Source organism: Ruegeria sp. BC7, assembly GCF_056539165.1.
This window is the reverse complement of the sequence record NZ_JBQFUL010000003.1, coordinates 150098-164514: the sequence shown is the minus strand read 5'-3', so window position 1 is coordinate 164514 and position 14417 is coordinate 150098. Positions and strand designations below refer to the sequence as shown.

The following is a 14417-nucleotide window of genomic DNA, read 5'->3' as shown; positions in this document are numbered from 1 at the left end:
CCTTCCAGTGGTGAGGGTGTGCGTGTCCGGTCAGCGGCTGTGTATTCTGGAACAACGGGGAAAAGGGTTGCATCTCACACCTAGACCGAAGCCCGGTTATCGCTCAGACTTCTGCAATCCCGCACTGCGTTGCGGGGCAGGAGTAACTCGGAAAGGAGAAGCGCGTGGATGAGGTCGTGACTCAGGTGGGTGCGTTTGCCCCCCTAATCGTGAACGCAGTGAAAGCACTGATTGTTCTGATCCTTGGGTGGATCGTGGCCGGAGCGATCAGCGGTATGGTCCGCCGCCGGATCAATGCAACGCCGAACATAGATCAGACGCTTGGGAATTTTGTCGCCAGCCTTGTGAAATGGGCGATATTGGCCATGGTTCTGGTCGCCGTGCTGGGCATTTTCGGCATTCAGGCGACAAGTATCGTCGCTATTCTGGGTGCAGCATCGCTTGCCATCGGTTTGGCGCTTCAGGGAACGCTGAGCGATCTTGCCGCCGGGGTGATGCTGGTGGTGTTCCGCCCCTACAAGCTGGGTCAGTATGTTGACATTGGCGGGACGTCCGGGACCGTGAAAGACCTGAACCTCTTTACGACCGAGCTTGTGACGCCTGACAACGTGCAGATCATCGTCCCCAATGGTCAGTCCTGGGGGTCGATTATCTCGAACTATTCAGCGCATGATACCCGGCGTGTCGATTTGGTGTTTGGGATCGACTATGGCGACAGCGCGGATGAGGCGATGAAGATCATCCTGAGTGTCGCGCAGGCGGACAGCCGTATTCTCAGCGATCCCGAGCCTTGGGTGCGCGTGACCAATCTGGGCGACAGCTCGGTCGATCTGACTGCACGGTTGTGGTGTGCAAATGCCGACTACTGGGACGTAAAGTTCGAGTTGACCAAAGCGATCAAGGAAGCGTTCGATGCCAAGGGTGTCTCGATTCCGTATCCGCATTCCGTGGAGATCCACAAACAGGCGTAAGTGCTCCCGCCCGTCGGTCGGGCATTGAAATGCCCTCCTCCGGTTGGGCCCGGCGCCGCGCCTTCGGCGCGGCGTTGATGCGTTTTAAAGACCGGTTCGACAAACCCGACCGCGCTGCGCCAACGGCGCAGCGCTTGGCACAACGCTGTAAACGCCCTCGGTAGAGGGCGCTTTCAGGGGCGGGAGGGCTCAGGACTTGATCACCACATTTGGCGATACGACGTCGATTCCCAGCGCCTTGCCGACCGCGTAGTAGGTCAATTGACCAGCATGGACATTCAGCCCGGCTAGCAGGTGCGGGTCATCCTGACAGGCCTGTTTCCAGCCCTTGTCGGCCAGTGCCAGAAGGAAGGGCATCGTCGCATTCCCCAATGCAATCGTCGAAGTCCGAGCCACCGCGCCGGGCATGTTGGCAACGCAGTAGTGCATGATGCCATCGACCTCGTAGATCGGCTCGGCGTGGGTCGTGGCTTTCGAGGTCTCGAAACAACCGCCCTGGTCAATGGCGACATCCACCAAGACCGCGCCGGGTTTCATAGTGGATAGCTGCTCGCGCGTTACCAGTTTTGGCGCAGCCGCCCCGGGGATCAGCACCGCACCGATCACCATGTCTGCGGTCTGAATGAGTTCAGCCGTGGCGCCAGCCGTCGAGTACTGGTTCTTGAACCTGTTCCCGAACACATCGTCGAGGTAGCGCAAACGCGGCAGAGAGCGATCCAGCACGGTGACATCCGCGCCCATGCCCGCGGCGATCTGAGCGGCGTGAGTCCCCACGACACCTCCGCCGATGACCACAACTTTCGCAGGCCCAACACCGGGAACGCCGCCCATCAGCACACCGCGCCCGCCATTGGCCTTTTGGAGGGTCCAAGAACCGACTTGTGGCGCGAGGCGACCCGCGACCTCGGACATCGGTGCCAGCAAAGGCAGCCCGCCGTTGGAATCGGTCACGGTTTCGTAGGCAATCGCCGTACATCCCGAAGCCAGCAGGTCGTGCGTCTGATCCGGATCGGGGGCAAGGTGCAGGTAGGTAAACAGCAACTGACCTTCGCGCAGCATTTTGCGCTCGACTGCCTGCGGTTCTTTCACTTTGACGATCATGTCTGCTGTGGCAAAAACTTCGGCCGCTGTTTCGACGATCGTTGCTCCGGCCGCAATGTAGTCTGCGTTTTCAAACCCCGAGCCGTGGCCCGCTCCGGTTTCGATAAGCACCTCATGACCTCTGGCAACGGCTTCTTGCGCGGCGTTGGGTGTCATGCCGACGCGGAACTCCTGCGGCTTGATTTCCTTGGGGCAACCGATTTTCATTTGGCCTCTCCGTTCATAAACTGCCTAAATTATGTGCGAAATTGGGTGCAATTTCTGTGAAACTCTGCCTGCACTTCGGCTTTTCTTCGGGAAAATCTTCGGTAAGATGCCATAAATCTGCAAAAGGATTGCGCCAATGAGCCTCGACACGACTGATCGAAAGATTCTGGCCGCCTTGCAGAAAAACGGTAGGATGTCCAATGCCGAACTGTCTGAACAGGTAAATCTTTCACCCTCGGCCTGTCATAGGCGCGTGCAAAGGCTGGAAGCTGATGGATACATACGTGACTATGTCGCGCTTTTGGATGCGCGAAAGATGAAGGTTCCAACGACAGTTTTTGTCGAGATCACGCTGCAGGGTCAGGCCGAAGAGGTTCTGGATGCTTTTGAAAAGGCCGTTGCGCGGATTCCGGACGTTCTTGAATGCCATCTCATGGCTGGCACGGCGGACTATATTCTGAAGGTCGTGGCCGAAAACACCGAGGATTTTGCCCGTATCCACCGCCAATACCTGTCGCGTCTGCCGGGGGTGGCGCAGATGCAAAGCTCTTTCGCGCTGCGGACTGTGTTCAAGACCACGGCTTTGCCTGTCTAGGTCAAACCGGAGCGGGATAGGTAAAGAAGGCCAGATGCGCTGCGTTGAATGCGAAGTGCATCAGGGTGGGCACCCACAGACGGCCGGTCGCATAGTAGCCAAGCCCGCAAGCTGCCCCAAGGATCGAGGCGAACGCAACCAGCGCCAGCCCACCCGGAAAGTGGACCAACCCAAACAGAAGACTTGCGACGCCGACACCAAGCGCGGCGCCTGCTTTGGATGTGATCAAGGACTGTAAATAGCCGCGAAAAAACCCCTCTTCTGTCAGGCAGGTCAGGAACAGGTTGAACAGCGCAAAGCTGAACCACCAATGAGGGAGGCCGAACTCTGGTTTGACGGCCCCGGCGAACAGGCCAATCACGAACAAAAGAGGCAACAGCAGAAGACCGAAGGTCAAAGGCAGTCCGCGGATTTGACTCAATCCGTCGTTCATCCTGGGCCACGCAAGAAGCACCGCGAAAAGCACCAGGGGTTTGTCCAGATTCAGGTGCATGCTGAACTCTGTGCTTTTTGGTCCGGCGTGAACCTGATCCAGAATCAGAAGATTGTGGAACCCCGGTATCAGGTGCGCGCCCAGGGCCACGGCCCAAAGGCCCACTGCGATATGTCCAAGACAGACCGCCGGTCCGGATAGGTGGCGTAGGATCGCCGCACCGCCGATCCCCGCGATTGCCACGCAAAACGCCAAGGGAGTCACAAGCCCAAGCGCCAATGCCGCCGTGCCGAAAACGGCCAGTAGAGCCTTGGCCAAAGACCATTGTCCTGACACAGCGCCAATCTGTGCTGCAATCAGAATGAACCACGGCCAGATAATCGGCAAAAGGGAAATAAAGTGCGCCACTGCATTCTCGGATTTTTGACAGGGGCATTGATGCCGTCAGAAACTGCGCAAAGACAAGAAGGTGAGGGGTGAAGATGCTTCAACACGTTGACCATGAGGTACTTCTGCCGCTGGATGCTGCTGCCGGTGAAATTGCTCTGTGCCGTGGCGGGGTGTTTTCTCGTGTCGCAGTGACCTTGCGGTTGCGGGCGGTTAGTCTTAGAAAAAGGACCCTCATCAATTCTTCTGATGACATCGGGCGGTTACATGCGCCGGATAATATTTGAACCCGATAGACGATAAGGAACAGACCTTGGCTTACGAACACAACGATGCCCCCAAAGACTGGCTGGAAGCCGAGTTGGAAGACACGTTGGACGAAGATTTCGAGATTGAGTTCAGCGAACCCATGTTGTCGATGGAGATCCGGAAGATTTACAAGGATCAGCACCCAGAGATGCTTGATCGCAAGGTTTACTTCCGCAACCTTCTGCGCCTGCAGGCTGAACTGATCAAGGTTCAGGATTGGGTTCAGCATACCGGGGCCAAGGTTTGCATCCTGTTTGAAGGTCGCGACAGTGCCGGTAAAGGAGGCGTGATCAAACGGATCACGCAGCGCCTGAACCCACGCGTTGCCCGCGTTGTCGCCTTGCCTGCGCCCAGCCGTAGGGAACAAAGCCAATGGTATTTCCAGCGTTACGTTCCCCATCTGCCCGCCGCCGGTGAGATCGTGTTGTTCGATCGGTCATGGTATAATCGCGCGGGTGTTGAGCGGGTCATGGGATTTGCCAGCGAGGATCAGGTTGGACAGTTCTTTCAGGACGTTCCCGAATTTGAACGGATGTTGGTGCGCTCGGGGATTATCTTGCTGAAATACTGGTTCTCGATCACCGACGAGGAGCAGCAGTTGCGATTCCTCATGCGTATCCACGATCCGATGAAGCAGTGGAAGCTGTCTCCGATGGATCTGGAATCGCGCATCCGGTGGGAAGCCTACACCAAGGCCAAAGAGGATATGTTGTTCCGCACCAATATTCCCGAGGCGCCTTGGTATATTGTCGAAGGCAACGACAAAAAGCGCGAGCGTTTGAACTGCATCGAACACCTGCTGACCAAGATTCCCTATACGGATGTGCCGCAGGAAAAGGTCAATCTGCCCGATCGCGAATACAACCCTGAATATGAACGCCGCGTTCTGCCTGACGAGCTGCACGTTCCGAAAATCTACTGATCCCAACGCCCCTGATGTTCGGGGGCGTTTTTCTTTGGCCCTGAAACGACAAACCCCCGGGCGTGGCCTCGGGGGTCGTCAAATAGTGTCATCCAAAGCTGGACGAGCGTCAGGTGCTTAGAGCAAACCTTCGCGCTGGGCTTTCTTGCGTGCCAGTTTACGGGCACGGCGGATCGCTTCAGCTTTCTCGCGCGCTTTCTTCTCGGACGGTTTCTCGAAATGTTGCTTGAGCTTCATTTCACGGAACACGCCTTCGCGCTGCAGCTTTTTCTTCAGGGCACGAAGCGCCTGATCGACGTTATTGTCGCGAACACTAACCTGCATGTGGTTGTCACCACCTTTCTAGATAGAGTTGCAAGGAAATTGCAGGAAGTGGCCGTATAGCAAAGCGCCCCTAACTTGTCTAGTACTGGTGCAAGAACCCGGAGAACCGCCATGTCCACGACTTACGAAGACGCCAAAGAACAGCTTTTGGATGCGATGTTGGGCCATGTGCCCTTTGACGGCTGGTCTGAAACCAGCTTCCGCATGGCGATAGCCGATTGCGATATGGACGACGCACTGGCCCGCGCCATCTGTCCGCGTGGTGCGGTCGATCTGGCGCTGGCCTTTCACGCGCGGGGGGACGCCGCGATGGTGGAACGCCTGAAAACCGAGGATTTGAACGATCTGAAGTTCCGGGATCGTATTGCAGCCGCTGTTCGGTTCCGTCTTCAGGCGGTTGATGACAAGGAGCTGGTGCGTCGCGGGATGACGCTGTTTTCGCTGCCGATGCACGCGGCGGATGGGGCGAAAGCGTTGTGGCAGACCTGCGATCTGATCTGGGACACGCTGGGTGATACGTCCGACGACGTGAACTGGTACACCAAGCGGGCAACGCTGTCTGGGGTCTATTCCTCGACCGTGCTGTTCTGGCTGGGTGATGATTCGCCGGACCATCAGAAAACATGGGAATTTCTGGACCGCCGTATCGACAACGTCATGCAGTTTGAAAAGGTCAAGGCACAGGTGAACGGAAACCCTCTGTTCAAGCCATTTCTTGCAGTTCCGAACTGGCTGGCGGGGCAGGTGAAAGCTCCGGTGAAGATGAGGTCGGATCTGCCGGGTATGCTGAACCCGCGCAAGTAAGCGTCTGGGCCTTTGAGGAATTGGCTGCTAGGCATTGGGCAAAGGAGATTTGCCCATGACCCAGATGATGCGCGCCGTTGAAATCACCAAGCCCGGCGGTCCGGATGTTCTGCAACTGACCCAACGCCCTATGCCCGAGGCACAGGCCGGTCAGGTTGTCCTGAAAGTGGCCTATGCGGGGGTGAACCGGCCTGATGCGTTGCAACGGGCGGGCGCTTATGATCCACCCCCGGGTGCAAGTGATCTGCCGGGGCTTGAGGCATCCGGCGAAGTCGTTGCCCTGGGCGCTGGGGTCGATAGCCTTTCGGTCGGCGATCAGGTCTGCGCATTGCTGCCCGGTGGAGGTTATGCCGAATACGTTGCCACTCCTGCTGCGCACTGCCTGCCCGTTCCGGCAGGCATGGGCTTGAAAGAGGCCGCCTGCCTGCCCGAAACCTTTTTTACGGTCTGGTCAAACGTCTTTACGCGCGGCGGTCTGAAAGCGGGTGAGCGGTTCCTCGTCCATGGTGGTTCCAGCGGCATCGGAACCACGGCGATTCAGCTGGCGAACGCTTTTGGTGCCCGCGTTTTCGCCACTGCCGGGTCCGAGGAAAAGTGCGCGGCATGTGTCAGGCTGGGTGCTGAAAAAGCGATCAACTATCGGGACGAAGATTTTGTTGCTGCGCTGCGGGCCGAGGGGGGTGCCAATCTGATCCTCGACATGGTGGGCGGCGACTATATCCCTCGAAATGTGAAGGCATTGGCCGAGGATGGGCGGCTGGTTCAGATCGCCTTTCTGCAGGGGCCGATGGTGCAGTTGAACTTTGCTTTGATGATGGTCAAACGCCTGACACTAACCGGCAGCACGTTGCGCCCGCAGAGTGATCTTGCCAAGGCGAACATAGCTCAGGACCTGCGCGAAGCGGTCTGGCCTCTGCTTGAGGCGGGGAAGGTTGCCCCCGTTATGGACAGCGAGTTTGATCTGGCCGATGCAGCGGCGGCCCATGCGCGAATGGAAAGCTCGGGCCACATCGGTAAGATTGTTCTGAACGTCGCGGGTTAACGCGGTGGTGCATGCACGGTCCCGCGCGGTTCGCTCAGGCCACCGCGCGGCGATACAGGTGCCAAGTGGCGTGACCCAGCACAGGTATGACGACGATCAGGCCCAGCAACATCGGAATTGCGCCAATAACCAACATCGCAGCGACGATGAAGCCCCATGCCAGAATAACGCCGGGGTTATGTCGAAGAACCCGGACCGAGGTGACGACGGCAACCGGAACACCGACTTTCCGGTCCAATAGCAACGGAAAGCTGACAACACTGATTGCCAGGGCAATCAGCGCAAACAGGAACCCGACGGCATTGCCGAACAGGATCATCGTCCAACCTGCTTTGGTGGTGAACACTTGTGTCACGAACGCGCCCAGTGACGTGGGCAGGTCAGGACCAAGGGTCTGAACATAGATGCTCTGCGCGACCATGAGCCAAACCAGCAGCAGCGCCACAAGATAAAACCCCAATGCCAGTATCGCCCCGAAGGACGGCGATCTGAACACGCCGAACGCGTCCAGCCAATGGACATCGCTCCCCTGTTCGCGCTTGCGGCTGATCTCGTACAGTCCCACTGCGGCCACTGGACCAATCAATGCGAAACCCGCGATCAGCGGCGCAAGCAGAGGCACCATGTTACGATTCAGGCCGAATCCAAACATCAGCAACCCGGCAATGGGATAGATCAGCACGATAAAAATCGCGTCTGCGCGGGTTTCCAGAAAGTCCTGATACCCAGCGCGCAGGCAGACCCGGAGGTCTTGCAGAGTCAGAGTTTGCACCGTCGGCAAATGCCGCGTATCCGCGCTGCCGATACGTGTCACACTCTCAGCTATGTGGTCCCCGGTCGCGCCGATGTTTCGGGCGGCCCAACTTATCGGATTTCCTATTGTCTTAGCCATCGTCATCCCCTCGCTTTTGCGTATCTGCGCAGCAGAGTGGATCCGGCGTCGGTTGCCCTTGGCCGGACCAGCCGGCAACGCTTAGGCACCAGTATAACACAATTTTTCCCGTTTTGGCGTTTGCTCGCGTTATTGTGCCGATTGTTCTGTGTCGCAGGCGTGTTAGCTTGGCGGTAGGTAACAGGAGGTCAGAATGCATCAAACGGCACGAACCGTCGTCATTCATGAACACGGCGGCCCCGAGGTTCTAAAGATAGAAGACCGCCCCCTTGGTGATCCCGGACCCGGAGAGGTTCGTATTCGCCATCACGCTTGCGGGCTGAATTTTATTGACGTCTACCAGCGAACGGGCCTGTACCCGATGGACCTGCCACACGCCCTCGGGATGGAGGCCGCAGGCGTGATCGAAGCGGTTGGCGAGGGTGTGACGCATCTGGAACTTGGGCAGCGTGCCGCGTATGCCGCTGCCCCGGCAGGAGCCTATTGTGAGGCTCGCGTGATGCCAGCAGCGCAGGTTTGTCCCTTGCCTGATGGAATTTCATTCGACGCAGCGGCGGCGATGATGCTGAAGGGTATGACGGTCGAATACCTGTTCCATCGCACAACGCCTCTGAAGCGTGGCGATACAGTGTTGTTTCACGCGGCCGCGGGCGGTGTCGGGCTGATCGCCTGTCAATGGGCCAAGTCCGAGGGCATCAAGCTGATCGGCACCGCCGGAACGGATGAGAAATGCAGCCTCGCCCAATTCAACGGTGCCAGTCATTGCATCAATTACCGCACTGAAAACTTTGCCGAGCGTGTTGCTGAAATCACGGGCGGCAAAGGTGTCGATGCTGTTATGGACTCGATCGGCGCGGACACGTTCAATGGCTCTTTGGATTGCCTCAAGCCGCTGGGGATGATGATATCGTTTGGCAATGCGTCAGGGCCAGTGCCGCTGATGGATATTGGGATTTTGGCCAAGAAAGGCTCGCTCAAGATCACGCGGCCGACGCTGTTCACCCACATTGCCGATCACGCCGTTTGTCAGGCCATGGCACGGCGATTGTTCGGCAAGGTCGAGGGCAACGAAGTCAAGATTCACATAGATCAGCGTTTCCCGTTAGAGCAGGTGGCGGATGCCCACCGCGCGCTAGAAGCCCGCCAGACCACTGGCAGCACGGTGCTGGAATTGTAAGCGGCAATCGGTTGCCAAAAGAAAACCGGCGGCATTCCTGCCGCCGGTCTTTTTTATCAGGGTCGGATTACTGCGCTTGCAGTTCCGCCGGAGTTTTGCTTGCGATGTCTTTCCAGTTCGCGTCTGCACGCTCGTTAAAGCCCGGAATGTCGCCTTCCCAGCGTTCCTGAATGTCAGCCGACAGGTTCAGGTACAGCTTGTTGTCGACGATTTTCCAGTAGTTCGGGTCGCCGTCAAACTTGAAGCCCATTGCGGTGCCGAAGGCACAGTAGCCGCCATAAGCGGGCAGATACGCTTCGGGGTTTTCTTCAAAGGCAACCTTGTTTTCTTCCGATGCGAAACGGTACAGCGCCTCGTTGTGCAGTGCGGTGATGCGGTAGTCGCCCTTGGTGGCTTCGCCAACAGTGAAGTAGGCAACCGGGTCATACCCTTGCAGCGCCAGACCGGTCGAGCTTGCGTTCAGTTCGACACCGGCAGCCAAAGCCGAGCTTGCGATTGCGATGGACAGGGCAGCGCCGCCGATGAGAGATTTGATCTTGTTCATTGTCTTCACCTTTCGTGAACTAAGCCACCGGAAGGCACCGTAATTGTGCCTGGGCAACTCATGGGATTTTGATCAGTGCGGTCGGGAATTGGCCGTCACGACCCCGAAGTGGGCAGCCGCCGCATCACGTTCAAAACAATCAATCGTGATTGTGCTCGGGTGAAGATAAGCTGTTCAATTTTGCGCAGGTTCCGGTTCAAAAGCGGTTACGAAATCGACCACTTTTTGCACGGGCATTTCGCACGGGCGCAGCAATGCTTTGCTGTTTGAAGTCAGGTATAGGTTCAGGCTGACATAATCCCGACCGCCCAATTCCTGCGCGACCAGCTTATGAGACTTTCCGCCCGCCAGTTCTGATCGGCTGACGATATAGCGGCGACCGCCGCTCCATCCGGTCGACGTTCTGATTGGAATGGCGAAAAAGGCGGATAGAAACGCGCCCAGGGCGGTCAAGATTGTCCGATTTTGGGTTCTGTTCCGGCACGGATACGCGCGACGTTTGCGCTGTGCCGCCAGTAGACCAGCAAGGTCAGGACCATCCCAAGAACAAACGTCGTAGTATCCGTCAGGACCATGACCCAAACGGTTGAAAGCGCCGCCGCCACAAGCGCGCCCAGGGACGAAATCCTCCAGATGGCGGCCGCAACCAACCATGTCAGGCAGCACGCCACACCGACGCGCCAGTCCAGCGCCAGCCAAATCCCAAGAAAGGTGGCGACACCCTTGCCGCCCTTGAATCCCAGCCAAACCGGGAAGCAGTGCCCCATAAAGGCCGCCAGCGCTGCGACTTGGGCTGCGTCCTCTCCGGCCATTGCTCTTGCGATCAGGACTGCAGCCGCGCCCTTGGCAGCGTCGAAGATCAGCGTCAGGGCTGCTGCTGATTTGTTACCGGTGCGCAGCACGTTGGTCGCGCCAATATTCCCGGACCCGATATTGCGCAGGTTGCCCAGGCCCATGACCTTGGCGATGATCATCCCGAACGGGATGGACCCCATCAGGTACCCAAGCACGGCCCACAGCAGCAACTGGGTCATGGAACTGTCAATTGGCGGCATCAGGGTCTCCGGTATACTTCTTGTCCCGCGACATAGGTTGCGGTGACCTTACCCTGCATCCGCTGGCCGTCAAACGGTGTGTTCTGTGACTTTGATCGCAGGCTGAACCGGTCCAGTACAAAGGGCACATCCGGGTCGAACAATACCAGATCAGCAGGTGCGCCTTCGGCCAGACGGCCAGAGTCCAGCCCCAGCCGTTTCGCCGGATTCAGGGACATGGCCCGGAACAGGGTCGGCAGGTCCAGTTGTTCGGCATGATACAGGCGCAGCGCAGCAGGCAGCAGGGTTTCCAGCGCCACCGCGCCCGAGGCGGCTTCTTCAAACGGCAGGCGTTTGCTTTCTTCGTCCTGCGGCGTGTGCATCGAGCTGATCGTGTCAATCAGCCCGGTCCGCACGGCGTCGATCACGGCCTGCCGATCATCCTCGGAGCGCAGCGGCGGTTTCACCTTGAAGAAGGTGCGATAGTCGGCCACGTCCAGTTCGTTCAGCGTCAGGTGATGGATCGAGGTGCCTGCGGTGATGTCCAGCCCGTTGCGCTTGGCCCGTTCCAACGCGGGCAACGCGCGGGCGGTGGTGATCTGGTCGGCGTGATAGGCGGCCCCGGTCATCTCAAGCAGGGCGATGTCGCGGTCCAGCCCCATCCGCTCGGCCATGGGTGAAACGGCGGGCAAGCCGCGCAAGGCAGCGAACTTGCCGCTGGTGACAGCAGCCCCGGCGCTGAGGCCCGGTTCCTGCGGATGCGCAATCACCAGCGCACCGCAGGATTTCGCATAGGTCAGCGCGCGCGAAAACACTTTGGTATTGGCGATCACGTGGTCGCAATCGGTAAAGGCCACAGCACCTGCGTCTTGCAGAAAGCCGATCTCGGTCATCTCGCGCCCTTCGCGCCCTTTGGTCAGGGCCGCCATCGGCAGGACGTTGACCGGAGCATCCGCCTGTGCGCGGCGGGTGGCGAATTCCAGCGTTTCGGGTGTGTCAACGGCAGGCAGAGTGTCGGGCCGGGTGACGATTGTGGTCACGCCCCCCGCAGCTGCGGCCAGACCTGCGGATTTATAGCTTTCCTTGTGCCGCTCGCCCGGTTCGCACACCTTGACGCCGATATCGACGATGCCGGGGGCAAGGCAATGACCCCCGCAGTCGATCACCTGCGCGTCGGTGGATGGGGCCGTACCTTCGCCGCGCGCGGTAATCCGGCCATCGGTGACATGCAACCAGCCCAGCAAATCCGTCCCGGCCTCGGGGTCGATCAGGCGGGCGTTGGTGAACAACTGGTCGGTCATGTCTTGGCCTCTCGGACTTTGGTCAGGGCTGCCATGGCAGCGTCAGGGTCGGGCAGGTGGTCAAATGAGAAAAAGGGGTGTCGAGCGAATGACACTGCTTGTTGGCCGACATAAAAGTCCAGAAACCGGTCGACTTTCAGTTTTTTTGATTTGTTATGCCGGTTCAACTGCCAAGCATTTTGAGATGTTACAACATAAACGCGATTTGCTCGAATAAAGCGATCCGCGTAGACGGCAAAAGGACAAGTTAACGTAGCGATCAGGAGTTTCCAAAAATCCTCAGCGGTGTCGATGATCCATGGGCTTCCAGCCCAAACAGAGACGAACAAAGCAATCGCTGCTTTGTAGATCCATCCGTACCGGGGCGGAAAGTACCCCTGGTAAGGTTGCCCGTGCCACAGGATCTTTTCTTTCTCTGGTATTTTCTCACGCCACCAATCGTCTCTCATCCGATCGCCCTTTCGATGGCGGCCTTTGTGGCGGCGGGGTCGGCCTGATACTTGATCAGGTGCTTGTCGCCGCCCTTTGTGACGATTTGCACGAAGCTGCCCATGATATTGACCGCCTCGATCTGGTTCAGCGGTACGTTGCGTGGGCCGGGACCTGTCAGGGCGGTCTCGGACATCTGCCACGTGTTGGTCAGTTCTTCCGAGGCCAGATACCATGCGCGGACACCAACCGCGGCAAGGCCCGCGGGCGCTCCGGTCCAGATGTAAGGATTTCCGACCAGCCAGAGCACGACCATAGCACCCGCCATGGCAAAGGCGGCCAGCCATGTATTGGTACGGATATAGGCGCTTTTGTCGGCGGTGAAGGTCACAGGATCAGCCAAAGAACACCCCCGATCAAAAACAGGATCACAAGCGCCAAGACAGCAGACCCGATACGGCGCGGCGTGTCATTGGCTGCGGCTGTCTGCGGGGCCGAGAACGGCTTGGCGCTTTCGGATGCAAGGGCACCACCGGTCCAATTTGTTGCTTCTTCCGTGAACAGCCCGATGAGGTGCAGCCTTGGGTCGGGTTGCAGTTCGACGGCGTTTCCACCGAATGCTGCGCTGCGAACGGCCATGACCCAGCCATCGACCGCCTCAAGAGCCGCGCGGTTCAACTGATCTTGCGATACCCCGCACCCTTCGTTGAGATAGCCATAAAGCCCGAGGTCTTCGAGGTCGGCGACCGGGAAAATGTCGATCTGTTCGGGGTCCAGCCCATTGACGCCCAGAACCTGATCGGCAGCGCCCGGTTCGCGCAGGAACTTCGCCTCCTCCGGGCGCATGTCCAGCGTGAACAGGCGGATCACGCCGTGTTCATGGGGGGCAACGGTCAGATCGTTCATGCGGCCTCGCGCTGGTTGCGGGCCAGCAGCTCCATCGCGGCCATGCGGACGGCGACGCCCATCTCGACCTGTTCCTGAATGACCGAGCGGTTGATGTCGTCGGCTAGCGTGCCGTCGATTTCCACCCCGCGGTTCATCGGGCCGGGATGCATGACGATGGCGTCTGGCTTGGCCTGCGCCAGCTTCGCGGCGTCCAGCCCATAGCGGTGATAGTACTCGCGCTCCGAGGGGATAAAGCCGCCGTCCATCCGCTCTTTCTGAAGGCGCAGCATCATGACGACGTCGACGTCTTTCAGACCTTCGTTCATGTCGTCGTAGATTTCAGCCCCGAAGTCAGCGAATTGACCGGGCACCAGAGTCGGCGGGCCGATCAGCCGGATGCGGTTTTCCATCTTGCCCAACAGGATCAGGTTCGACCGGGCCACGCGCGAATGGGCCACGTCCCCGCAGATTGCGATGTTCAGCCGGTGCAGGCGGCCCTTGGCGCGGCGGATGGTCAGCGCGTCCAGCAAAGCCTGCGTGGGGTGTTCGTGCCGCCCGTCGCCCGCGTTCAACACCGCGCAATTCACCTTTTGCGCCAGCAGATCGACCGCGCCGGAATGCGGGTGCCGCACCACCAGAAGATCGGGGTGCATCGCGTTCAGCGTCATCGCCGTGTCGATCAGCGTTTCACCTTTTTTGATCGAGCTGGCCTGCATCGCCATGTTCATCACATCCGCGCCCAGCCGCTTGCCCGCGATTTCAAAGCTGGCCTGCGTGCGGGTCGAGTTCTCAAAGAACATGTTGATCTGCGTCAGCCCCGACAGCACGTCCGAATGTTTGGCCGACTGGCGATTCAGATCGACGTATTTTTCAGCCAGATCAAGAATGGCGGTAATATCGGATTGCGACAGATGCTCGATGCCAAGAAGGTGACGATGGGCGAAACGCATGGGCGGGCTCCTGTCTGACAATCGAGCCGCTTATAAGTAGCTGCGCGAGGCAAGGCAACCTAAGGATCGGACCCTTCGGGCAGTTTCTCGCACCCGCCGTCGGGCAG

18 protein-coding genes are annotated in these 14417 nt (G+C 58.7%); 6 read left to right on the top strand and 12 right to left on the bottom strand.

All coding sequences use genetic code 11. The annotated features are described in order from the left end of the window. Positions 1 to 164 precede the first annotated feature (164 nt). A complete protein-coding gene (locus tag ACR0KS_RS09885; protein ID WP_170387350.1) occupies positions 165 to 971 on the top strand; it encodes a mechanosensitive ion channel domain-containing protein in 807 nt (268 codons plus the stop codon). Positions 972 to 1160: 189 nt separating this feature from the next. Here ACR0KS_RS09885 and ald read toward each other — a convergent pair whose 3' ends face one another. Continuing rightward, positions 1161 to 2279 (bottom strand): alanine dehydrogenase, encoded by a 1119-nt coding sequence (gene ald / locus ACR0KS_RS09880; protein WP_170485176.1) that lies wholly within the window; start codon positions 2277 to 2279, stop codon positions 1161 to 1163. Between the two features lie 136 nt (positions 2280 to 2415). Between ald and ACR0KS_RS09875 the strand changes: the two genes are divergently transcribed. After that, positions 2416 to 2874, top strand: coding sequence for an Lrp/AsnC family transcriptional regulator (locus ACR0KS_RS09875; protein WP_170387354.1), 459 nt, complete (start codon positions 2416 to 2418; stop codon positions 2872 to 2874). Position 2875: 1 nt separating this feature from the next. Here the strand turns inward: ACR0KS_RS09875 and ACR0KS_RS09870 are convergent, their stop codons facing one another. Next, the gene (locus tag ACR0KS_RS09870) at positions 2876 to 3715 is read right to left on the bottom strand and encodes a CPBP family intramembrane glutamic endopeptidase (protein ID WP_170563746.1); all 840 of its coding nucleotides are present in this window, start codon (positions 3713 to 3715) and stop codon (positions 2876 to 2878) included. A 292-nt stretch (positions 3716 to 4007) separates the two neighbouring features. On the opposite strand from ACR0KS_RS09870, the gene ppk2 reads away from it, so the two are divergent. Next, positions 4008 to 4925, top strand: a complete 918-nt coding sequence (ppk2, locus tag ACR0KS_RS09865; protein WP_170387358.1) for a polyphosphate kinase 2 — start codon at positions 4008 to 4010, stop codon at positions 4923 to 4925. A 117-nt stretch (positions 4926 to 5042) separates the two neighbouring features. Here ppk2 and rpsU read toward each other — a convergent pair whose 3' ends face one another. Further along, a complete protein-coding gene (gene rpsU / locus ACR0KS_RS09860; RefSeq protein WP_005614280.1) occupies positions 5043 to 5249 on the bottom strand; it encodes a 30S ribosomal protein S21 in 207 nt (68 codons plus the stop codon). A 111-nt stretch (positions 5250 to 5360) separates the two neighbouring features. Between rpsU and ACR0KS_RS09855 the strand changes: the two genes are divergently transcribed. Together ACR0KS_RS09855 and ACR0KS_RS09850 are read left to right on the top strand one after the other, a co-directional pair. Next, on the top strand, positions 5361 to 6053 hold the full coding sequence (locus ACR0KS_RS09855) for a COQ9 family protein (RefSeq protein WP_170563743.1): 693 nt from the start codon (positions 5361 to 5363) through the stop codon (positions 6051 to 6053). A 55-nt stretch (positions 6054 to 6108) separates the two neighbouring features. Next, complete coding sequence (locus ACR0KS_RS09850) at positions 6109 to 7095, top strand: NAD(P)H-quinone oxidoreductase (protein ID WP_170563738.1); 987 nt, start codon at positions 6109 to 6111, stop codon at positions 7093 to 7095. 34 nt (positions 7096 to 7129) lie between these two features. Here the strand turns inward: ACR0KS_RS09850 and ACR0KS_RS09845 are convergent, their stop codons facing one another. Continuing rightward, positions 7130 to 7987 carry a DUF2189 domain-containing protein gene (locus ACR0KS_RS09845; RefSeq protein ID WP_170563734.1) on the bottom strand — a complete coding sequence of 286 codons (858 nt, stop codon included), beginning with the start codon at positions 7985 to 7987 and terminating at the stop codon, positions 7130 to 7132. Between the two features lie 193 nt (positions 7988 to 8180). Between ACR0KS_RS09845 and ACR0KS_RS09840 the strand changes: the two genes are divergently transcribed. Further along, positions 8181 to 9164, top strand: a complete 984-nt coding sequence (locus tag ACR0KS_RS09840) for a quinone oxidoreductase family protein (RefSeq protein WP_170550515.1) — start codon at positions 8181 to 8183, stop codon at positions 9162 to 9164. Between the two features lie 67 nt (positions 9165 to 9231). Here ACR0KS_RS09840 and ACR0KS_RS09835 read toward each other — a convergent pair whose 3' ends face one another. The 8 genes from ACR0KS_RS09835 to ACR0KS_RS09800 all read right to left on the bottom strand — a co-directional run bounded on the left by ACR0KS_RS09835 (position 9232) and on the right by ACR0KS_RS09800 (position 14310). Continuing rightward, entirely contained in the window at positions 9232 to 9708 is a 477-nt protein-coding gene (locus tag ACR0KS_RS09835; protein WP_170387368.1) for a YHS domain-containing (seleno)protein, read from the bottom strand. Between the two features lie 174 nt (positions 9709 to 9882). Continuing rightward, a complete protein-coding gene (locus ACR0KS_RS09830; protein ID WP_170563731.1) occupies positions 9883 to 10161 on the bottom strand; it encodes a hypothetical protein in 279 nt (92 codons plus the stop codon). Beyond that, the gene (plsY, locus tag ACR0KS_RS09825; protein ID WP_170563728.1) at positions 10158 to 10763 is read right to left on the bottom strand and encodes a glycerol-3-phosphate 1-O-acyltransferase PlsY; all 606 of its coding nucleotides are present in this window, start codon (positions 10761 to 10763) and stop codon (positions 10158 to 10160) included. The genes ACR0KS_RS09830 and plsY overlap by 4 nt, the downstream gene beginning before the upstream one ends. Next, positions 10763 to 12043 (bottom strand): dihydroorotase, encoded by a 1281-nt coding sequence (gene pyrC, locus ACR0KS_RS09820; RefSeq protein ID WP_170563725.1) that lies wholly within the window; start codon positions 12041 to 12043, stop codon positions 10763 to 10765. Before pyrC ends, plsY begins: the two co-directional genes overlap by 1 nt. After that, positions 12040 to 12492 (bottom strand): hypothetical protein, encoded by a 453-nt coding sequence (locus ACR0KS_RS09815; RefSeq protein ID WP_170563721.1) that lies wholly within the window; start codon positions 12490 to 12492, stop codon positions 12040 to 12042. The genes pyrC and ACR0KS_RS09815 overlap by 4 nt, the downstream gene beginning before the upstream one ends. Then, positions 12489 to 12875 (bottom strand): hypothetical protein, encoded by a 387-nt coding sequence (locus ACR0KS_RS09810; RefSeq protein ID WP_480693187.1) that lies wholly within the window; start codon positions 12873 to 12875, stop codon positions 12489 to 12491. Before ACR0KS_RS09810 ends, ACR0KS_RS09815 begins: the two co-directional genes overlap by 4 nt. Beyond that, positions 12860 to 13378 carry a hypothetical protein gene (locus ACR0KS_RS09805; protein ID WP_170563718.1) on the bottom strand — a complete coding sequence of 173 codons (519 nt, stop codon included), beginning with the start codon at positions 13376 to 13378 and terminating at the stop codon, positions 12860 to 12862. The genes ACR0KS_RS09810 and ACR0KS_RS09805 overlap by 16 nt, the downstream gene beginning before the upstream one ends. Further along, positions 13375 to 14310, bottom strand: a complete 936-nt coding sequence (locus ACR0KS_RS09800) for an aspartate carbamoyltransferase catalytic subunit (RefSeq protein ID WP_170387378.1) — start codon at positions 14308 to 14310, stop codon at positions 13375 to 13377. Before ACR0KS_RS09800 ends, ACR0KS_RS09805 begins: the two co-directional genes overlap by 4 nt. Between the last annotated feature and the right edge of the window lie 107 nt (positions 14311 to 14417).